The sequence below is a fragment of the Marinobacter litoralis genome, assembly GCF_003336705.1.
Lineage (GTDB): Bacteria > Pseudomonadota > Gammaproteobacteria > Pseudomonadales > Oleiphilaceae > Marinobacter > Marinobacter litoralis.
Genome location: NZ_QMDL01000002.1, coordinates 597,586 through 616,475, shown reverse-complemented (window position 1 = coordinate 616,475; position 18,890 = coordinate 597,586). Strand labels below are relative to the sequence as shown.

Here is an 18,890-nt window from a genome sequence, read left to right as displayed (position 1 = left end):
GTTATGGTGCCATGGCTCGCGTAATACGCGTGAGCCGCTCATTGCGGATGGCATCGCCCAGCTCTTTGCCCTTGAAGCCTTGTTTTAGCAAATCTTGCGGGCTTACACCCTGCGCCGATTCAGCCGCAATGCTCAATGGCTTCACATGCTGTTGATGGGGCGTGCAGGCGAGAGAAGCTAATAGCTGCTCAAAGCGCTCAGGCCGGCGCCACAAGTCCGCTTGGTCAAACATGTCCAACACGGCTTCAGGGGGCAGGGCCCCGCTGTTGTGTTTTGAAAGCCAGCCGCTGAACCGACACACCAGCCGGGTGAGATCCCGGCAGTCGTTCGGGCTTTTCATGGCCTTTGCTCGGGCGCTGGCTTCTGGTTCAGGTAGAGCGCTTAGCAATGCCGCGAATCGCTGGGCGGTTGTGCTGTTTTGGGCGCTTATGCATTGCAAAGCTTGAAGGCCAGCTTCGAAACGTTCGGTGTCGGCCAGTTCGGGCGTCAAAATGTTCAGGGCTCCCAGCTCGTGCAGTACCTGAAAAAAGATTGCGGGGGATTTTTCGTGCAGCGCACGCTGAACTTCCTGCCACACGCGCTCCGGCACCAAATGCTCCAACTCACCGCTGCGAATCATGTTGCGCATCAATGCCATGGTGTCCGGGCAGATGGTGAAACCTAGCGGGTGGAAGCGGGCGGCGAAACGGGCCGTTCTCAGAATACGCAATGGGTCTTCGGCAAAAGCCTCGGACACGTGCCTCAGGGTTTTTTGTTCCAAATCGGCCAGGCCGTTGAACGGATCGACCAAGGTGCCATCTTCGCGCTCGGCCATGGCGTTGATGGTCAGGTCCCGGCGTAACAGGTCTTCTTCAAGCGTGACGTCTGGAGCGCTATACACGGTAAACCCGTGGTAGCCGTGGCCCTGTTTTCTCTCTGTGCGCGCAAGGGCATATTCTTCTCCGGTTTTCGGGTGCAGAAAAACCGGGAAATCGGCCCCCACTTGGCGGTAGCCCTTTTTTGTCATGGCCTCCGGCGTAGCGCCGACCACCACCCAGTCGCGATCTTTGACCGGAATGCCCAGCCGCCCGTCGCGCACTGCGCCGCCCACAAGGTAGATTTCCATGGAGTTCGCCCTGATTGGTATTAGGTGCCGTATTTGGCTGAAATCGTAGGCGGGATTATCGGTGCGTTAGGGAAGTGACGCAAATCGGAGGGCAGGGAAAGTGTTCGGGGGCCGCTTGCGTGCCCCCGAAGTAACTGACGTTGTTCAGAAGGCTGCGCCAAACTCGATAGCGGCACCAACATCGGCGCTGCTGTACAGAGCGCCGATGTCCAGGCGAGCGCCCATTAGGTTCAGGCCGAAACCGGCGGTGAACTGGGTGGTCTCTTCAACGCCGTCGTTATCGTTGTTGCTGGCAAGGTTGTGGCGAACACCAGCACGCAACTGGGCGTAGCGCCAGGCATCAAATTCGGCACCTACCGCCAGCCATTGGGTATCGTCTTCGTAGCCGAAGGCTTCTTTCTTGGTGAGGTCCAGCTCAGCGGTTACCATGTGATAGGCGCCTTTGTGGGCAATGCCGGCGGTGACCATTGGGTTGAGTTCGAGGGTGTGCTTTTCTTCCATCTTACTAGGGTCGGAACTGACAGCAGAATCCAGCTCCATCGGGATCAGGTTTTTCACCACTACGCCGGCGTTCCATTCCTGCTGCTCACCGAACGCGTATGCGGCACCGATGTCCAGGTTGAAGCCGCTTTTTTCCGTTTGGTATTCGTCGCTGTCAAATTCGTCGTCTTCAAAACCGGAAACGGTTTCGGTGTATTGAAACGTGCGCAGTTCAACGTATTTCGGTGTGACGCCCAGCTGGAAACTTTCGCCGTTATTCAGCTCAATCGTTTTGGCGACGCTGATGCCGGCTTCAACCACTGCCGAGGCGAGGATTCGGCCACGAGACTTAAGATCCCGGTCCAGGTCTGCAAGCAAGAGTTCCGCGGTTGTGGCGTTCTCTAACTCTTCCAGATAGGCATTGTCGTCCTCGTCAAACTCACCTCGAACAGTTGCGCGGAGACTCGCGTTCGTCATAAAGCCAACGGAAATAGAGTCCGTAGGGATCGCGAAGGCTAAGCCAAGGCCGGCGTCAACACGGACGGTGTCTTTGTCGAATTTGTTCATCCGCTCACGAAGGTCTCTCGCCAAGTCACGAGCTTCCTGCGAATTGGAAGCACGGTTTAGCTCCTGAAACTCATCAATCACATCCTGAATGCCGTCAATCTGGTCAACGGTTTCTTCTTCATCGGCCGCTCGAACGTTCACGGATGGCAACATCAACCCAAAATCATCGGCCCAGTCGTGTTGCTGTGAGGCCATCATGGCCGGGTTGGCGCTTGGTGCGGCAGAAGGTGCGGCTACCGCGACACCGGTTCCTGCCATGGCAAAGGAGCGCGACGACATGAAGGCTTGAGGGCTGGCTAAAGCGGAAGTGGTGGCGATGGATAGGCCGATGGCCAGGGACAGTTTGTTAAAGCGATTGACGTTCATGCAGAGCCTGCTGTGTATGTTGTTGTGTGCTACAGAAAACAGATTATTAGAAGGTTAGGCTAGAGGAGTAGGATAAACAGCACTCAAGGCGTAACGGTTTGTTTTAGATTCGTAAACAGGGGCAAGAATCTGCCGGTTTGTTGGCCAACGAGCGTAGGCTATTTTGAAAATCCTTTTTAATCATTTGGTTATCCATAATGGCGTGATTTTTTCATGATTATGGGAAATCTGTTTTTCGGAGACGAGATAATGACACTGAGATGGCGCTTTCTGCCCGTCTTGCTAGCCATGATGTTGGTTGGCTGTGCAACCGGAGGCCGGCCGGATACCTCGGATGAGTTTGAGCCTATCGTGGTTCAAGTCAGCGGTTTTGGTGTCTACGGGCAAGCCCAACAAGGCCGCTCTAACCCCAAACAGCGGCTGATGGCGCTCAGGGCCTCGAAGCTGGACGCCTATCGCAATCTGGCTGAGCGGGTATACGGAACCGTGATCTATGGCCATTCTACGGTGGATGAATTTGTACTGAGGGACGACAGCTTCCGAGCCTACGTGGATAGCTACATTCGTGGGGCCCGCACCTTGTCTGTGAATGAGCATCCCGGGGGCGTCGTTGAAACCGTTATGGAGTTGAAGCTTGAACCCCGATTCCTCAAATGCGCATCTGAAGTGGCAGATGACCAGGTGAGAGATGTCTGCGCAATTCCGATGCCCAGCCACTACGAACCTAAAAAAGACGTGGCAATTAATAAGGCCAATGAGGCGGAAGGCCAAAAAGTTGATTCACTCTATTATCTGGATTAAGCCAGCTGTGCGTCGGCTGGTATTGGGAGCATTATGATTCGCATCGTTATGTTGTGTGTGATGGTGGTTTGCTCAGGTTGGGCTGGCGCCACGGTTCTTGAGGGTGTGGGGCATGCCAACATCCGCGAGGATAACCTGGATCAGGCCCGTGCCGAAGCCCGGCAAGCTGCGATGCGAGACTTGGCGTTGCAGTACCAAACTCAAGTTACCACTCGGGATACGGTTGAAAACGGGCAGTTGACGGAATCTAAAACCGAGCTGTCTTCTAAGGTGGAGCTCCGTAACGCGACCATAGTTGACGAATATCGGCGTGGAAATTTGTTGCGGGTGGTTGTTCGGGCTGAACTTTCCGGTGAATCTGCAGGCGGTAGCGCGAGCTGTAAGGCCGGAGAGGCTTCCGGGCTGCGTAAGCGGGTAGCCGTAACGGGCTTCCCGATTGTCGTACCATCTCAAGGCGGCGATCCCGGGCTCGATGATGCCGGTGAGCAATTGCCGCAAGCGTTGGTTGCGCGAATGCAAAAACAGGGCACGCTGCAGGTACTGGGTGCTACATCGCTTCGCCTGTTCAGTCATTTGCCGGATGCGCCTACAACTCAGAGCAACATGGCCAGCAATCGACTGACTAACGTCGTGCAGTTGGCTCGCGAGCTGGGTGCACAGTTTGTCGTGACCGGCGTTATTCGAGATATGGGGCTGGTAGATCCGGATGCTTGGGGCACATCGGTCTTTGAAAAAATGCAGAGAAGGTTAGGTTTTGGCGATAAAACCCGACGCTTCGAAGCAGAGGTTATGGTGTTTGACGGCTTCAGTGGCTCACCGGTATTCAGGAAGCGATTTGAAACCGCTGCCAATTGGACACCAACCGGCAGTGGTACGGCTGGCTTTGCTTCAGCGGGGTTTGAGAATAGTGAGTGGGGAGCCGCTGTTTCGGGAGTGATCGACGAGATGACGGCCGCTGTTGGGGATGCGCTGAACTGCCAGCCATTTATGGCCAGTATCACGCGCGTGACTGACGATAAGATTACCCTGGCATCTGGCGCTACCGCTGGCTTACGCCCCGGTGATCAATTGAATGTCTATCGCAGCCAGCGCTACTTTGATTCACTGGGTGGCACGCCGGAGCTGGCCGATGCCGGGGTGATGATTACGCTGGACAGCGTTCACCCCGATTTTAGTACCGGTCGCATTGGCACCATCGGACCGCAGGTCAACATCCAGCGGGACGATCTGGCGATTATCTGGTGATCTCAGGCAGCGGCTTCGGCCGCTGCAATGTCCCGAATCTTGCCGACCATGGCGCGTAGGCCGTTGCCGCGAGTGGGGGAGATATGGCGCATCAGGTCGAGCTGCTCGAACAGTTCGTCAATGTCGGTCGCCAGCAAGTCGCGGGGCGACTTGGCGTTGAGCGCCACAAGAATGATGGCAGCCAAGCCGCGAACGATCATGGCATCAGAATCAATCAACAGGAACAGCTTGCCGCTGTCTTCATCGTACTGATGAATAACCCATACCTGGCTTTGGCAGCCATGCACGTAGTTCTCTTCAGTGCGAGCCTCATCCGGAAATTCAGGTAACTGCTTGCCCAGATCGATGATGAAGGCGTAGCGATCTTCCCAGTCGTCCAGAAACTCGAAAGCGTCCAGAACGTCTTCCAATGTGGTTTTTTGGCCGAGAGGGTTGTCCAGAAATTGCTGTTTGCTAGCGGTCATAGCATACCCAGTTCAAGTTTGGCTTCGTCGGTCAGCATGTCGTTGTTCCAGGGCGGATCAAAGGTGAGCTCTACCGTCACCTTGTCCACATTGGGCACGTGCTCTACTTTACGCTTCACGTCGTCGGTAATCACCGGACCCATGCCGCAGCCGGCGGCGGTCAGAGTCATTTTGATGTAAACGTGGTTGCCGTCTTCGGTGCCGTTTTCGATCTTGCACTCGTAAATCAGCCCCAGATCGACCACGTTGACCGGGATTTCCGGGTCGTAGGCGCTGCGCATGGCTTCCCAGACCTGATTTTCATTCACCGTGCCATCGGCAGGTGTTTCGAAGCTACTTTCCAGCGGTTTTTTGCCCAGCGCGTCTGCGTCGTGGCCTTCGATGCGAGCCAGATTACCGTTGACCGCAACGGTGAATGTGCCGCCCAAAGATTGGGTGATGGTCACGAAGGTATCTGCAGGAATCATGATTTCCGTTCCCACAGGCACCAATCGTGCTTCCACTTCGCGCTTCGTCAGGACAACTTCCCGTTCTTGCATGCTCAATAAAGCCTCTTTTTACGACACCGTAAAGCTTTCGCCGCAGCCACATTCCGCAGTCGCGTTGGGGTTGCGGAAGCGAAACAGGGAGTTGACTCCCTCGGTGACAAAGTCGATTTCAATACCGTTAACCAGGGGCAGATGTTCCTGCTTTACATAAACATCCACACCGTCGATGGGGAAAATTTGGTCGTCGGCTGCGGACTCTTCTACCCACTCGGTTTCATATTTGAAGCCGGAGCAGCCGCTCTTTCTGATGGTGAGGCGAATGCCTTTGGCTTCCGGTTTCTTATCCAATTGTTTGCGAACGTGTTTGACGGCCGTCGGCGTCATGGTCACTGTGACATCGTTCGGGGTGAAGACTTCGGCTGACATGTTTCCACCTCCTCAGGTAAACAGGCGCTGAATTTTCTGAAGGCCGGCGAACAATTGCTCGACCTCTTCCAACGTATTGTAGAATGCGAATGAAGCCCGAGCTGTACCGGGAACTCCGTAGAAGTCCATTAATGGCATGGCGCAGTGATGGCCGGTGCGAATGGCGATGCCTTGCTGATCCAACAGGGTGCCGATGTCGCTGGGGTGTAGCCCGGCGATCTTGAACGACATGACCGGCACTTTTTTTGCGGCGGTGCCGATAATTTCCATGCCTGGTACTGTACTTACTAACTCGTTGGCACGGGCCAGAAGGGCGTTCTCAGCCGCTTCCATGGCCTTCCGGTCAAGGTTGTCCAGATAGCGGATGGCCGCAGCCAGGCCTACTGCTTCAGCAATAGCCGGTGTGCCTGCCTCGAATTTGTAGGGCAGAACGTTCCAGGTGGTACGCTCGAACGACACCCGTTCGATCATCTCGCCGCCGCCCTGATAGGGGGGCATTTGTTCCAGCAATTCCGCGCGACCGTACAGTACACCGATGCCGGTGGGGCCGAACAGTTTGTGGGACGAGAACACGTAGAAATCACAATCCAAAGCCTGAACGTCAGGCTTAAAGTGGGGTACCGCCTGGGCGCCGTCGATCAACGTCAGTGCGCCCTGATCTTTAGCTTTCTTAATCAGAGAGGCAATCGGGTTCACGGTACCCAATACGTTGGATACGTGAGTGATCGCCAGAATGCGGGTGCGCTCATTCAACAGACTGTTGAAGGCGTCCAGATCCAATTCGCCAGCGGAGTTAACCGGCACCGGAACCACCTTGGCACCTGTGCGTTCGGCCACCATCTGCCAGGGCACGATGTTGGCGTGGTGTTCCATGTGGCTAACCAGAATCTCGTCACCTTCTTTCAGGCGAGGAGCCAAACCGTTAGCGACCAGGTTGATGGCTTCGGTGGTACCGCGGGTCCAGATGATTTCGCGCGAGCTGGGCGCGTTTACAAAGCTGCGAACGGTTTCCCGAGCACCTTCAAAAGCCGCTGTAGCGCGATCGCCCAGAGTGTGAGCGCCCCGGTGTACATTGGAGTGCATTTCCCGGTAGTAACGGTCCATGGCGTCTAACACGGCAATCGGCTTTTGGGCCGAGGCGCCGTTGTCCAGATACACCAACGGCTTCCCGTTAACCTCTTGGGCCAGAATGGGGAAGTCGCGCCGGATGCGTTCTACATCAAACGCTTTGGTGCTGGTGTTGTTTGCCATGGACAGATCGCTCATGCCTTCAGATCTCCTGGAAGGTTTGCTCGAAGAATTCGTTCAGACGTGCCTGGGCCGTATCCCGCACCACTTCGAGCGGTATCTGGCTAACCAGTTCGTTGATGAATGCCATGGTGAGCAGTACGTTTGCATCACGGCGACCAATACCCCGTGACAGCAGGTAGAAAATGGATTCTTCGTCCAGCTGGCCGATGGTGGCACCGTGGGCACACTTCACATCGTCGGCGTAGATTTCCAGTTCCGGCTTGGTGTCGATCTCGGCACCGTTGTTCAGCAACAGGTTTTTGTTATTCATATCCGCAAAGGATTTTTGTGCGTCCTGATGGATATGAATACGACCATTGAAGATCGCGTGGGACTGGTCGGCTGCGATGTTGCGATAGGTTTCTTCGCTGTTACAGTTGGCCGCTACGTGATCAATGGAGGTGTGGTTGTCGTAGTGCTGTTTGCCTTGAGTAACCACAACGCCGTTAAGCTTGGTTTCGGCTTCTTCGCCAACCAGACGCACCTGCAGATCGTGCCGGCGCAGCGGGCCGCCAAAGCCAACGCAGTGGCTTTCGAAACGCGAACCGTGGTTCTGGACCACGCCAGTGGCACCGATATGCTGAACCGATTCACCTTCCATGTTCAGGCGAATGCTGGTCACGTTTGCGCTGTCTGCCAAAGTGAATTCGGTCACTGTGTTAACGAACGCAGGCGCATTGCCACTGGAGGTGTACTCTTCTACCAGCGTGATCTGGCTGTTTGCTCCGGCTTCTACAAAGATGCGCGGGAAGGCCGAGCCAGTGGCATCTGCCGCGGTTTCATGAATGATGAACAGCGGCTGGTCCAAAACCGCTCCGGCTTCAAGCCGCACCAGCAAACCGTCGTCAAAACGGGCACCGTTCAAGCGAGCGAATTGCGCCTGATCGTGGTCCAGAGTACTGCCGAGTTGGAGGGCGAGTACATCCGCTTCTTCGTTACTGAGATCACTGAAGCTCTGAATGGTGATGCCATCCAGATCAGGATAATCACTGGCTTCAGGGATCAAAATCCCGTTGCGGAAGACGACTTTGTAGCCGGACACCGCCAGGCTGTTGCCAGTTTTGCCCTCTGCAGGCAGGGAAATGGCCATCTCGTCTGACAGCTTCAAATACTTGCTGGAGTACTTCCAGTTTTCGGTTTTACGGGTGGGCAATGGCATATCGACCAAAAGACTCGCCCGTTGTTTGCGCAGCGCCAGCAGCGGTTCAGGCAGTGTTTGCCCGGCCGGATGCAGGAAGGCGCTGGAAAGCATAGGTGCTTGTTTCATTCCGCGGCCTCCTGATCAGTTGCTGGTTTCTTCGTCGTTGATTCCCAACCAGCCGTAACCGCGTTCTTCCAATTCGAGTGCCAGTTCACGGCCACCGGATTTAACGATCCGGCCGCCTGCCAATACGTGCACGTAGTCTGGCACGATGTGGTTAAGCAGGCGCTGGTAGTGGGTCACCATCAGGATGGCGCGATCTTCAGCACGCAGGGCGTTAACGCCGTTGGAGACTACTTGCAGTGCGTCGATGTCGAGGCCTGAGTCGGTTTCGTCCAGAATCGCCAGCTTCGGCTGAAGCAGCAAGGCTTGCATGATTTCGTTACGCTTTTTCTCACCACCGGAGAAATCTTCGTTAACACCACGCTTCAGGAACGAAGGGTCCAAATCCACTTGCTTGGAAACTTCTTTCGCCTGCTTCATGAATTCGGCCGCGTTCATTTCTTCTTCGCCGCGGTGTTTGCGCATGGCGTTAACGGCGGTGCGAAGGAACTGAAGGTTGCTCACGCCGGGAATTTCGACCGGGTATTGGAACGCCAGGAAAACGCCTTCGCGAGCGCGTTCTTCGATGGCGAGGTCCAGCAGGTTTTCACCGTTCAGGGTGACTTCACCGCTGGTGACTTCAAATGCCTCGTTGCCTGCCAGAACCTGTGACAGGGTGCTCTTACCGGAACCGTTGGGGCCCATGATGGCGTGAACTTCCCCGGGCTTGACGTCCAGGTTGATGCCTTTGAGGATTTCTTTGTCCTCAACGGATGCGTGCAGGTTTTTGATGCTCAGCATTTGTTGCTTCTCTCTTTTAACCGTCTGAATTCTTTGTGTTTGCCGTGGTGCTAACTTAACCAACCGAGCCTTCGAGGCTCACTTCCAGTAGTTTGCCGGCTTCTACCGCAAACTCCATCGGCAGCTCTTTGAACACCTCTTTACAGAAGCCGTTCACGATCATGGAAACGGCCTGCTCCGGGTCGATACCGCGCTGGCGGCAGAGGAACATCTGCTCGTCGCTGACCTTGGAGGTGGTGGCTTCGTGTTCCACGATGGCCGACTTGTTCTTGCTTTCGATGTACGGGAAGGTGTGGGCGCCACAGCGGTCGCCGATCAGCAGCGAATCACACTGGGTAAAGTTACGTGCGCCATCGGCAGCAGGACCGAATTTCACCAGTCCGCGGTATGCGTTTGAGCTGCGACCTGCCGAAATACCTTTGGAAATGATGGTGCTCCGGGTGTTTTTGCCCAGATGGATCATCTTGGTACCGGTGTCTGCCTGCTGATAGTTGTGGGTCAATGCGACGGAGTAAAACTCGCCGACACTGTTTTCACCACGCAGTACACAGCTCGGATATTTCCAGGTGATGGCGGAGCCGGTTTCGACCTGCGTCCAGGACACTTTGGAGTTCTTGCCGATACAGGCGGCGCGTTTGGTTACAAAATTGTAGATGCCGCCTTTGCCGTGCTCATCGCCCGGGTACCAGTTCTGTACCGTAGAGTACTTAACCTGGGCATCGTCGAGGACAACGATTTCAACAACCGCCGCGTGCAGCTGGTTTTCGTCCCGCATGGGGGCGGTGCAACCTTCCAGGTAACTCACGTAGCTGCCTTCTTCGGCAACGATCAGCGTGCGTTCGAACTGACCGGTGTTGGCAGCGTTGATCCGGAAATAGGTGGACAGCTCCATGGGGCAGCGAACGCCTTTGGGGATGTACACGAAAGAGCCGTCAGAGAAGACCGCCGAGTTCAACGCGGCGAAGTAGTTGTCGCCAGCAGGAACCACGCTGCCCAGGTATTTCTTGATCAATTCTGGATGCTTATGCACAGCTTCGGAAATCGGGCAGAAAATAACGCCGGCTTTTTCCAGAGGTTCTTTGAACGTGGTGGCTACAGACACGGAGTCAAAAACCGCATCAACCGCAACGCCGGCCAGTTTGGCGCGTTCGTGCAGAGGAATGCCCAGCTTTTCATAGGTGCGCAGCAGCTCTGGATCGACTTCGTCCAGGCTCTGGGGCATGTCTTCTTTTTTCTTGGGCGCTGAATAATAGGAAATGTCGTTGTAGTCCACTTTCGGGAAATCAACGTGGGCCCATTCGGGTTCTTCCATATCCAGCCAACGACGATATGCTTTTAGGCGCCATTCAAGCATGAACTCCGGTTCTTGCTTGATTTCTGACAGGCGGCGGATTACATCTTCATTGAGGCCGGGTTCGAAGGTGTCTGATTCAATTTCGGTCACGAAACCGTGTTCGTATTCCCGTTTGATCAGCTCTTTCACCTCATTGTCGGTGGTCGCCATGATCGTCGCTCCGTAATTCTCTCATCTGGGGCATGGTGCCCTGTGTTTCGCCGGGGGAGCCAAATGAATAAAGGGGCTCCTCCCAATGCTTCTGGCGAATGATTATACAATACCAGAGTAATTTAGTCAGGTATTAAATCGGCCGTGTAGGGATTATACCTTAATCAAACGTGCAGCCCTACTTATGAGCTGCACGCCGGGAACGTTCGGACGGGGTTAAGTGGTGGGCAGAATGCGTGTCAAATAACTAAAGCGAAGAGCGTTTGGCAGCCCTTGGGGTTTGGGGATGCGTACGATGTGCCCACTACCCGGTGCGCAGGTCATGGTGTCTCCGTTGCGGTTCTGCATGGTGCTGGCGGTAAACCGCAGGTTTCCGGCAGGGTTGATCAGTTCAAGTTGGTCACCCGGTGAAAATTTGTTTTTCACATCAATGCTTAGCCACTGGTCGTCGGCATCTGTAATGGTGCCAACCACTTGCTGAGTGCCAAGAAAGGATGATCCTTGCTCGTAACTCTGGTACTCCTGGGGCACATGGCGACGCAGGAAACCTTCCGTGTAGCCACGGTTCGAGAGTGCCTCCAGCTCATCCATCATTTGCATGTCGAACGGCTTGCCGGCAACCGCGTCGTCGATGGCGCGGCGGTAGGTTTGAGTGGTGCGAGCAACATAGTAGGTGCTCTTGGTGCGGCCTTCGATTTTCAGCGAATGCACGCCCATGTTGACCAGTTCAGCTACGTGTTGAACGGCCCGTAAATCTTTCGAGTTCATGATGTAAGTGCCGTGCTCGTCCTCGTAAGCCGGAATATAGCTGCCCGGACGGTTCGGCTCTTCCAGCAGTATTTCTTTAGGCTCGAAGGACTGCACGTTTTGTTCAGGCGAGCTGGCAGTGGTGGCAATCAGGTCACCGGTTTGATCGGTGGCGTGGGCCACGGGCTGGTAATTCCAGCGGCAAGCGTTAGTGCAGGCGCCTTGGTTGGCGTCGCGGTGATTCATGTAGCCGGAGAGCAGGCAGCGGCCCGAGTAAGCCATGCATAAAGCGCCGTGAACGAACACCTCCAGTTCCATCTCCGGTACTTTTTTCCGAATTTCGCGGATTTCATGAAGTGCGAGTTCCCGGGACAAGATTACGCGGCTGATGCCTTGTCGTCGCCAAAATTCCACGGTCGCCCAGTTGACCGCGTTCGCTTGCACAGAAAGATGGATAGCTTGGTCGGGCCAGGCCTCTTTGACCAGCATGATTAAGCCAGGATCCGACATGATGAGGGCATCCGGCTTTTGCTCAAGAATGGGGGCAAGGTCCCTAAGGTAGCTGCGCACCTTGTCATTATGAGGCGCAATGTTTGATACCAGATAGAACTGTTTCCCCAGCTCATGGGCTCTGGCGATGCCGGCACCCAATGCTTCAACGTTTTTGAAACTGTTGTTTCTTACTCGCAGGGAGTACCGGGGTTGGCCAGCGTATACCGCATCCGCTCCGTAGGCGAAGGCGGTTTCCAGGTGTTCGGGAGTGCCGGCAGGGGCGAGCAGTTCCGGGGTTTTCATGGTTTCTCCGAGAGTGTGGGGGCGGGTGGGGCTGTGGTGATTTTAACCGGGTCGCATTTTGCCGGAATGTGGTGCCTTTTCTATTGATCTTGCTCAAAGGTCTTATTGATCCTTTTCAGCTAACATGTGTACGCTGACGAGCATGTACTATGCTCAAAGCTTAACGGGTAGTGGGAGGGAAGAATTATGGGATCAGGTAATGTGTCGCCGGATGCGGCAAAGAGGTCTTTGGGTGCCCGGGTCAGTTTGTTGATCAAGATCCATTTGGCGCGAGGAAAAGTCGGGGTTGAAACCGTTTCGGGCCAATTGAATATGAGCCGTTACACGTTGCACAAGAAATTGCGTCAGGAAGGGGTGACGTTTGCGGCGTTGTTGGAGCAGGTTCGCCGAGAGCAGGCGATTACTTATATGAAAGACAAATCCAAGCCGTTGGTAGAAATTGCCGAACAGCTTGGTTTTTCGGAATTGAGTGCATTCAGCCGGGCGTTCAAACGCTGGATGGGAACGCCGCCGGCTGAATATCGTTCGCTTCGTATGTCCTGATCAGACTTTCTTGAAAATCAGGGTGGCGTTCGTGCCGCCAAAGCCAAAGCTGTTACTCATTACCAAATCCAGATTCTGGTTGTCCATGCGCTCCCGGACGATCGGGAAGCCTTCAGCACCTTCGTCCAGATTCTGGATGTTGGCCGATGGTGCGATAAAGCCTTCTCTTTGCATAATCAGCGAGTAAATGGCTTCGTGTACACCCGCAGCGCCCAGAGCGTGACCGCACAGGGGTTTGGTGGAGCTCAGGGGCGGAATCTTGTCGCCAAAGGTTTTTCTGAGTGCCTGCAGTTCTGTGATATCACCGGCAGGAGTGCTGGTGCCGTGGGTGTTGATGTATTTAATCTCGCCATCAACGTTGGCCATTGCCTGCTGCATGCAGCGAATGGCACCTTCGCCACTTGGCGCAACCATGTCGGCGCCGTCTGATGTTGCACCAAAACCGACTAGCTCGCCCAGGATGGTCGCGCCTCGCGCTTCCGCATGCTCCAACGCTTCCAGTACCAAGGTGCCGCCACCGCCAGAAATGACAAAACCATCGCGGTCGGCATCGTAGGTACGAGAGGCCAGTTCCGGCGTGTCGTTGTACTTGGTGGACAGCGCGCCCATGGCATCGAACATCAGGCTGAGGGTCCAGTGGATATCTTCACCACCACCCGCGAGCATGACATCCTGACGGCCCAGTGCAATCTGATCAGCGGCGTGGCCAATGCAGTGTGCGCTGGTGGCGCAGGCAGAGGTAATGCCGTAATTGATGCCGGTAATGCCGAACGCGGTGGTGATAGAGGCGTTGATGGCGCTGCCCATCGTGCGTGGGACGCGGTAGGGACCAACCCGGCGAATACCTTTGTTGCGATGGGTGTCGATGGAATCGAGCAACTCAACAGTTGATGCACCGCCAGTGCCGAACACGGCCCCTGTGGTGTTGGCGCGAATTTGTTCGTCGGTCAGGCCAGCCTGCTCAATGGCTTCTTTGGTGGCTAGATAACTGTAACCGGCTGCCGGGCACATGAAGCGCCAGATCTTGCGATCAATCAGCTCTGACAGGTTGAGATCAATTTTGCCGGAAACGTGGCTGCGCAAACCGTTGTCGCGGGCCTCTTCGCTGATCGCAATACCTGAGCGTGACTCGCGCAGAGATTCGGCGACTTCTTTTTGATTGGTTCCAAGGCTGGAGACAATTCCCATGCCAGTGATTACAACACGACGCATCTTGCTAGCTCCTAAAAGTCGTCAGTGGAGGTGAACAGGCCAACCCGCAGATCTTTGGCGGTGTATATTTCACGACCATCCACTTCCATTCGGGCATCCGCAATCGCCATGGTTAATTTACGGCGAATCAGGCGTTTAATATCCAGATAATAGGTGACCTTTTTATTGCTAGGCAGCACCTGACCAAAGAATTTCACTTCACCGGCACCCAGTGCCCGACCTTTGCCTTCGCCTCCGCCCCAAGCCAGGAAGAAGCCAACCAGTTGCCACATGGCATCTAGGCCCAGACAGCCCGGCATGACCGGGTCGCCCTGGAAGTGAACTTTGAAAAACCAGAGATCCGGATTGATATCCAGCTCGGCTATCAGGCTGCCTTTACCGTACAGACCGTCATCAGCCCCAACGTGGGTAATGCGATCGACCATCAGCATTTCGTCGATGGGCAAACGCATATCGCCGGGGAACAATTCGCCATGACCGCAACGGATCAGGTCTTCTTTGTCAAAGTGATCAGGGTACATATTGCAGGTGTCTCTGTTTCAATATTTGATACACCTACTTTAGCGCCTGATACGAAAACAGCTATTGACCTTTAGTGGATGATTGCAAAATTGACACGCCTGTTTGATTTCCGTCACGGTTGTCTAGAGCTGATTCAGCCCTCTTTGCCGTCTGCTCTCGGGCTCGCCAGAACACCGGTGTAGCGAATGAGGAATACGCCGTATGCAAACACCCAAAGCACGGTGCTCGAGCCAATGCCCGGGTGCCATGGGATAACTTCGAGAGCGGTCAGCACCCGGATAAGTGCCGCCAACTGAATGGCAACAAACGCCGCCACCATGCCTCTCGGTAACTGGAGCGGGCGGCCGGTGTGGCCGAGGGATACTCGGGCAATCACACCCAGTATCAAACAGCCGACTGCGCCAGTGCCTGCCGCGTGACTCCACGCGCTTGAGGGCCATCCGGCCAACAGCGAGCCGGCCAGAAGAATCAAAGCTACAGGCACCCAGAGTAAGGACAGATGCAAAATCCAGAGCAAGGGTTCCGAGCGCGCGAGCCAGCCTTTCCAGTTAAACAGGCGAGTGAGCATTAGTCCGGCTGCGATCAGAGCGAGAATGGCTGTCAGGATTTGCCAGCCGGTAACCAGTGAGGCCATCAATACAACCATGGCGAGCAAATTGACCAGATCCAGCGGTGCAATCATTTTCACGCGAGACGCATCGTAACCACGCTGACGCAGCCAGCCAGCGGTAAATGCCGGCGTGATTCGGCCGCCCACGATGCTGATCAAAGCCATTGCCATAATCAGTGCGCCGTAACTGAAAGACATGTCGAGTCGGGTAACGAAGCCGACCTGCATCAGCCAGAGCAGGCCGAGTACGGCCAGAATCATGAGCTGCCGTTTTTGCCGTGCATGCCAGATGCGCCAGCCAGCATCGATCATCACCAGAGGTAAAAAGGCCAGATTGACGGCGTGTACTAACAGCTCTGGCAGGCTGCCGCCCAGCGCCAGCAGCAAACGCCCGGCCAGCCAGACGGCCCACAGCAACATCAGCGGAATCCCGTGTATGCGCTCTGTTTGGGTCCAGACACAAACAGCGGTCAGCAAAAATCCGGCAATGGCGGCGGATAAAAAGCCGAACAGCATTTCGTGTTGATGCCAGAACAGTGCGGGCATGGCCAAGGGCAGTTGAATGACCCCGGACACTTCCAGCACCCAGAGCGGAATGCCGACAAGCGTTAGCACTGTCATTGACAGGAAGAAGATCCGGAACGGATAGGCGAACAGTTGCTTAAGGCTCGCGCCGCTTTGTTCTGCAGAGGTTGGGTGCGCCTGCATAGATGTCTCCCATATACATATATTTTACGTATATGTTAATCCCCCGGTTATTTATTCACCATACCTGCTTGGGGGTATTTTGCGTACAATGGCGGCAACATTCTGAAGGAAAAGGGAAGTTTGAATGACCGCCTATATGATTTTAAAGCACTTGCACATGACTGCCGCGTATCTGACCATAACCTTGTTCGCGCTGAGATTGCTGCTGGACGTTGTTGGCCGCCCGGGTTGGCGGGAAACACCCCTGCGTTGGATTCCCCATGCTAACGATACCGTTCTGTTGGTAGCGGCCATCGCTCTGTTGTTTGTGGCGGGTTACGCATCAAGCATGCCGGGCTGGCTGATTGCCAAGATCGTGTTGTTGGTGGGTTATATTGTTGCAGGTGTGTTTGCCATCAAACCCAAGTTTTCCACGCCGGTTCGGGTGATTGCTGCCATTCTTGCCCTGGTGCAGGTGAGCGCCATTTTCCATTTGGCCATGGCTAAGCCGTTGCTGGGTTAACGCTCAAGGCTAAAAACCCCGGTAGAAAGAAAACGCCCATGCTTCTGTTCGAGGCATGGGCGTTTTTTATGGCTGTGTTTTCCGTTTATTTGGGTACTTTCAAACCCATTGCTTTCGCAACGCCTTCGCCGTAGGCGGGATCTGCTTTCGCGCAATGTCCGATATGCCTCAGCTTGATCTCTTCGGGCACGCCGTCCATGTTGCGGGCGGTGTTTTCAAACAGTACTTGCTGCTGTTCGGGGCTCATCAGACGGAACAGGTTGCCCGGTTGCGTGAAGTAGTCCGGTTCTGTTTCCCAGAAGTCGAAGCGATCTGCATCACCTTCCAGAGCGAGTGGCGGTTCGGAGAAGTCTGGCTGCTCCTGCCATTCACCGTAGCTGTTTGGCTCGTAGTGCAAGCGGCTACCCTGGTTGCCATCTACCCGCATCAGACCGTCCCGGTGATAACTGTGGAACGGGCAGCGTGGTGTGTTGACCGGGATTTGTGAGTGATTAACCCCCAAACGATAGCGTTGCGCATCGCCGTAGGAAAACAGGCGACCCTGTAGCATTCGGTCGGGCGAGAAGCCAATGCCCGGAACGACATGCGCCGGGTTGAATGCAGCCTGCTCAACATCAGCAAAGTAGTTCTCAGGGTTTTTGTTCAATTCGAAGTAGCCGACCTCGATAAGCGGGTAATCGCCTTTAGGCCAAACTTTGGTCAGGTCGAAGGGGTGGTAGGGCACTTTCGCCGCGTCCGCTTCCGGCATGATTTGCACATACATGGTCCAGCGCGGGAAATCGCCGCCCTCGATGGCTTCGTACAGATCACGTTGGGAGCTTTCGCGGTCCTGACCAACCAGTTCAGCGGCTTCCTGGTCTGTCAGATTTTTGATGCCTTGCTGGGTCTTAAAGTGGAACTTCACCCAGTAGCGTTCATTGTCCGGACTGATGAAGCTGAACGTATGTGAGCCGAAACCATGCATATGACGGTAGGACGCCGGGATTCCGCGGTCACTCATCACGATGGTGACTTGGTGCAAGGCTTCCGGCAAACCTGTCCAGAAATCCCAGTTATTGGTTGGGCTGCGCATGTTGGTGCGCGGATCTCGTTTTACCGCATGGTTCAGATCAGGGAATTTTAGCGGGTCGCGGAAGAAGAAAACCGGGGTGTTGTTGCCCACCAAATCCCAGTTGCCCTGTTCGGTATAAAAGCGCATCGCAAACCCGCGAATATCACGCTCGGCATCGGCTGCGCCACGCTCGCCGGCGACCGTTGAAAAGCGCACAAACATGTCGGTTTTCTTGCCGATCTCGCTAAACAGAGCGGCTTTGGTGTATTGAGTAATGTCTTGGGTTACGGTGAATTGGCCGAACGCGCCCGAACCTTTAGCGTGCATGCGCCGTTCCGGGATTACCTCACGGTCGAAGTGCGCCATCTTTTCCAGAAACCAGGCGTCTTGCAGTAATATCGGGCCCCGCGGACCAGCGGTTAGGCTGTCTTGGTTGTTCGCGATCGGGCAGCCTGAAACAGACGTTAACTTGGGCTTATCGGCCATGTTTTTCTCCTCTGATAAGTGGGAAAACTAATCTAGAGAGTAGAAGATAAAGCCAGTTGAAGCCAACGCCTGCCCGCAAATCACCGCTCCAGTTTCTCGCTCAGTTCATCAAGTTTGCGCTGAACCGATTGGAGTTGCTGCACGATTTGGTCACGTTCATCGTGGGCCTTCTGTGCCGCCTCAGCATTTTGCTCCTCGCCCATTACTTCCAGAATCGCCCCGATCATCATGTTCAGAAATACGAACGCGGTGAGGAATATAAAAGTGAGATAGAAAATCCAACTGAGTGGATAATCTGCCATGGTGGCGTACATGACATCGGTCCAGTCTTCGAACGTGGCCACCCGGAATAGGGTGAGCATCGATATGGCCACATCGCCCCAGAGTTCCTCATCCACGCTGGCGAAGAACATCGAGCCAATCGCCGCGTAGATGTAAAAGATGATGAACATCAGCAGCGCGATGTAGCCCATTCGGGGAATGGCTTTGAGCAGCGAGTTAATCAGGAATCGAAGTTCGGGCACCACGGAAACCAGTCGCAAAACCCTGAATACCCGAAGCAGTCGGCCCAGCAGTACCGCCTCGGAATTGTCGAGCGGGATCAAACTGCCGATGACCACTAAGGTATCGAAGAGGTTCCAGCCATCCATCAAAAACCGGCGTTTGGTCGGGCAGGCGGCGAAACGGAAGAGTATTTCGACCAAAAAAAACAGCGTGATGGCGTTGTCCAGCACCGTCAGGGATTGCTCGACGATCGGCGGTAAATCATAGGTTTTCGCGCCAATGGTCAGGGCGGAAAGAATGATGATGGCAATGACCGCGCCTTGAAAAATCTTGCTGGATTCAATGCGCTTGAGTTGTTCAAAACTGTTGGAAGAGGACAGCTCAACAGACATCACTAGGGCTCCGGGTAAAAGAATCGAGGCAATTCTAA

19 protein-coding genes are annotated in these 18,890 nt (G+C 54.9%); 4 read left to right on the top strand and 15 right to left on the bottom strand.

Annotated elements, in window-relative coordinates:
* Position 1: 1 nt before the first annotated feature.
* Together DOQ08_RS08410 and traF are read right to left on the bottom strand one after the other, a co-directional pair.
* Complete coding sequence (locus DOQ08_RS08410) at positions 2-1,105, bottom strand: multifunctional CCA tRNA nucleotidyl transferase/2'3'-cyclic phosphodiesterase/2'nucleotidase/phosphatase (RefSeq protein ID WP_114334459.1); 1,104 nt, start codon at positions 1,103-1,105, stop codon at positions 2-4.
* Positions 1,106-1,249: 144 nt separating this feature from the next.
* A complete protein-coding gene (gene traF / locus DOQ08_RS08405; RefSeq protein WP_114334458.1) occupies positions 1,250-2,518 on the bottom strand; it encodes a conjugal transfer protein TraF in 1,269 nt (422 codons plus the stop codon).
* A 249-nt stretch (positions 2,519-2,767) separates the two neighbouring features.
* On the opposite strand from traF, the gene DOQ08_RS08400 reads away from it, so the two are divergent.
* The gene (locus DOQ08_RS08400; RefSeq protein WP_114334457.1) at positions 2,768-3,319 is read left to right on the top strand and encodes an LPP20 family lipoprotein; all 552 of its coding nucleotides are present in this window, start codon (positions 2,768-2,770) and stop codon (positions 3,317-3,319) included.
* Between the two features lie 33 nt (positions 3,320-3,352).
* Positions 3,353-4,564 (top strand): flagellar assembly protein T N-terminal domain-containing protein, encoded by a 1,212-nt coding sequence (locus DOQ08_RS08395; RefSeq protein WP_227537552.1) that lies wholly within the window; start codon positions 3,353-3,355, stop codon positions 4,562-4,564.
* A gap of 2 nt (positions 4,565-4,566) precedes the next feature.
* Here DOQ08_RS08395 and DOQ08_RS08390 read toward each other — a convergent pair whose 3' ends face one another.
* The 8 genes from DOQ08_RS08390 to trhP form a co-directional block, all read right to left on the bottom strand.
* The gene (locus tag DOQ08_RS08390; protein ID WP_114334455.1) at positions 4,567-5,028 is read right to left on the bottom strand and encodes a SufE family protein; all 462 of its coding nucleotides are present in this window, start codon (positions 5,026-5,028) and stop codon (positions 4,567-4,569) included.
* Positions 5,025-5,567, bottom strand: a complete 543-nt coding sequence (sufT, locus tag DOQ08_RS08385; RefSeq protein ID WP_114334454.1) for a putative Fe-S cluster assembly protein SufT — start codon at positions 5,565-5,567, stop codon at positions 5,025-5,027. Before sufT ends, DOQ08_RS08390 begins: the two co-directional genes overlap by 4 nt.
* Positions 5,568-5,585: 18 nt before the next feature.
* Entirely contained in the window at positions 5,586-5,942 is a 357-nt protein-coding gene (locus DOQ08_RS08380; RefSeq protein WP_114334453.1) for a HesB/IscA family protein, read from the bottom strand.
* 12 nt (positions 5,943-5,954) lie between these two features.
* Positions 5,955-7,208 carry an aminotransferase class V-fold PLP-dependent enzyme gene (locus DOQ08_RS08375; RefSeq protein ID WP_114334452.1) on the bottom strand — a complete coding sequence of 418 codons (1,254 nt, stop codon included), beginning with the start codon at positions 7,206-7,208 and terminating at the stop codon, positions 5,955-5,957.
* Positions 7,209-7,212: 4 nt separating this feature from the next.
* Positions 7,213-8,499 carry a Fe-S cluster assembly protein SufD gene (sufD, locus tag DOQ08_RS08370; protein WP_114334451.1) on the bottom strand — a complete coding sequence of 429 codons (1,287 nt, stop codon included), beginning with the start codon at positions 8,497-8,499 and terminating at the stop codon, positions 7,213-7,215.
* A gap of 15 nt (positions 8,500-8,514) precedes the next feature.
* Complete coding sequence (gene sufC / locus DOQ08_RS08365; RefSeq protein WP_114334450.1) at positions 8,515-9,276, bottom strand: Fe-S cluster assembly ATPase SufC; 762 nt, start codon at positions 9,274-9,276, stop codon at positions 8,515-8,517.
* A gap of 55 nt (positions 9,277-9,331) precedes the next feature.
* On the bottom strand, positions 9,332-10,780 hold the full coding sequence (gene sufB, locus DOQ08_RS08360) for a Fe-S cluster assembly protein SufB (RefSeq protein ID WP_114334449.1): 1,449 nt from the start codon (positions 10,778-10,780) through the stop codon (positions 9,332-9,334).
* Between the two features lie 216 nt (positions 10,781-10,996).
* Entirely contained in the window at positions 10,997-12,322 is a 1,326-nt protein-coding gene (gene trhP / locus DOQ08_RS08355; RefSeq protein WP_114334448.1) for a prephenate-dependent tRNA uridine(34) hydroxylase TrhP, read from the bottom strand.
* Between the two features lie 186 nt (positions 12,323-12,508).
* On the opposite strand from trhP, the gene DOQ08_RS08350 reads away from it, so the two are divergent.
* A complete protein-coding gene (locus DOQ08_RS08350; protein ID WP_114334447.1) occupies positions 12,509-12,865 on the top strand; it encodes a helix-turn-helix domain-containing protein in 357 nt (118 codons plus the stop codon).
* Here DOQ08_RS08350 and fabB read toward each other — a convergent pair whose 3' ends face one another.
* The 3 genes from fabB to DOQ08_RS08335 form a co-directional block, all read right to left on the bottom strand.
* Positions 12,866-14,077 (bottom strand): beta-ketoacyl-ACP synthase I, encoded by a 1,212-nt coding sequence (fabB, locus tag DOQ08_RS08345; protein WP_114334446.1) that lies wholly within the window; start codon positions 14,075-14,077, stop codon positions 12,866-12,868.
* A gap of 11 nt (positions 14,078-14,088) precedes the next feature.
* Complete coding sequence (gene fabA / locus DOQ08_RS08340) at positions 14,089-14,598, bottom strand: bifunctional 3-hydroxydecanoyl-ACP dehydratase/trans-2-decenoyl-ACP isomerase (protein ID WP_114334445.1); 510 nt, start codon at positions 14,596-14,598, stop codon at positions 14,089-14,091.
* A gap of 134 nt (positions 14,599-14,732) precedes the next feature.
* Positions 14,733-15,917, bottom strand: a complete 1,185-nt coding sequence (locus DOQ08_RS08335; protein WP_114334444.1) for an NnrS family protein — start codon at positions 15,915-15,917, stop codon at positions 14,733-14,735.
* Between the two features lie 124 nt (positions 15,918-16,041).
* Between DOQ08_RS08335 and DOQ08_RS08330 the strand changes: the two genes are divergently transcribed.
* Positions 16,042-16,419 carry a SirB2 family protein gene (locus tag DOQ08_RS08330; RefSeq protein WP_114334443.1) on the top strand — a complete coding sequence of 126 codons (378 nt, stop codon included), beginning with the start codon at positions 16,042-16,044 and terminating at the stop codon, positions 16,417-16,419.
* A gap of 85 nt (positions 16,420-16,504) precedes the next feature.
* Here DOQ08_RS08330 and DOQ08_RS08325 read toward each other — a convergent pair whose 3' ends face one another.
* Together DOQ08_RS08325 and DOQ08_RS08320 are read right to left on the bottom strand one after the other, a co-directional pair.
* Positions 16,505-17,956, bottom strand: a complete 1,452-nt coding sequence (locus tag DOQ08_RS08325) for a catalase (protein WP_114334442.1) — start codon at positions 17,954-17,956, stop codon at positions 16,505-16,507.
* 80 nt (positions 17,957-18,036) lie between these two features.
* Entirely contained in the window at positions 18,037-18,852 is an 816-nt protein-coding gene (locus DOQ08_RS08320; protein ID WP_114334441.1) for an ion transporter, read from the bottom strand.
* Positions 18,853-18,890: the final 38 nt, after the last annotated feature.

Excerpts from the sequence above, each read along its gene's own strand:
- DOQ08_RS08410 (WP_114334459.1), bottom strand. The coding sequence starts at position 1,105 with ATGGAAATCTACCTTGTGGGCGGCGCAGTGCGCGACGGGCGGCTGGGC.
- traF (WP_114334458.1), bottom strand. The coding sequence starts at position 2,518 with ATGAACGTCAATCGCTTTAACAAACTGTCCCTGGCCATCGGCCTATCC.
- DOQ08_RS08400 (WP_114334457.1), top strand. The coding sequence starts at position 2,768 with ATGACACTGAGATGGCGCTTTCTGCCCGTCTTGCTAGCCATGATGTTG.
- DOQ08_RS08395 (WP_227537552.1), top strand. The coding sequence starts at position 3,353 with ATGATTCGCATCGTTATGTTGTGTGTGATGGTGGTTTGCTCAGGTTGG.
- DOQ08_RS08390 (WP_114334455.1), bottom strand. The coding sequence starts at position 5,028 with ATGACCGCTAGCAAACAGCAATTTCTGGACAACCCTCTCGGCCAAAAA.
- sufT (WP_114334454.1), bottom strand. The coding sequence starts at position 5,567 with ATGCAAGAACGGGAAGTTGTCCTGACGAAGCGCGAAGTGGAAGCACGA.
- DOQ08_RS08380 (WP_114334453.1), bottom strand. The coding sequence starts at position 5,942 with ATGTCAGCCGAAGTCTTCACCCCGAACGATGTCACAGTGACCATGACG.
- DOQ08_RS08375 (WP_114334452.1), bottom strand. The coding sequence starts at position 7,208 with ATGAGCGATCTGTCCATGGCAAACAACACCAGCACCAAAGCGTTTGAT.
- sufD (WP_114334451.1), bottom strand. The coding sequence starts at position 8,499 with ATGAAACAAGCACCTATGCTTTCCAGCGCCTTCCTGCATCCGGCCGGG.
- sufC (WP_114334450.1), bottom strand. The coding sequence starts at position 9,276 with ATGCTGAGCATCAAAAACCTGCACGCATCCGTTGAGGACAAAGAAATC.
- sufB (WP_114334449.1), bottom strand. The coding sequence starts at position 10,780 with ATGGCGACCACCGACAATGAGGTGAAAGAGCTGATCAAACGGGAATAC.
- trhP (WP_114334448.1), bottom strand. The coding sequence starts at position 12,322 with ATGAAAACCCCGGAACTGCTCGCCCCTGCCGGCACTCCCGAACACCTG.
- DOQ08_RS08350 (WP_114334447.1), top strand. The coding sequence starts at position 12,509 with ATGGGATCAGGTAATGTGTCGCCGGATGCGGCAAAGAGGTCTTTGGGT.
- fabB (WP_114334446.1), bottom strand. The coding sequence starts at position 14,077 with ATGCGTCGTGTTGTAATCACTGGCATGGGAATTGTCTCCAGCCTTGGA.
- fabA (WP_114334445.1), bottom strand. The coding sequence starts at position 14,598 with ATGTACCCTGATCACTTTGACAAAGAAGACCTGATCCGTTGCGGTCAT.
- DOQ08_RS08335 (WP_114334444.1), bottom strand. The coding sequence starts at position 15,917 with ATGCAGGCGCACCCAACCTCTGCAGAACAAAGCGGCGCGAGCCTTAAG.
- DOQ08_RS08330 (WP_114334443.1), top strand. The coding sequence starts at position 16,042 with ATGACCGCCTATATGATTTTAAAGCACTTGCACATGACTGCCGCGTAT.
- DOQ08_RS08325 (WP_114334442.1), bottom strand. The coding sequence starts at position 17,956 with ATGGCCGATAAGCCCAAGTTAACGTCTGTTTCAGGCTGCCCGATCGCG.
- DOQ08_RS08320 (WP_114334441.1), bottom strand. The coding sequence starts at position 18,852 with ATGTCTGTTGAGCTGTCCTCTTCCAACAGTTTTGAACAACTCAAGCGC.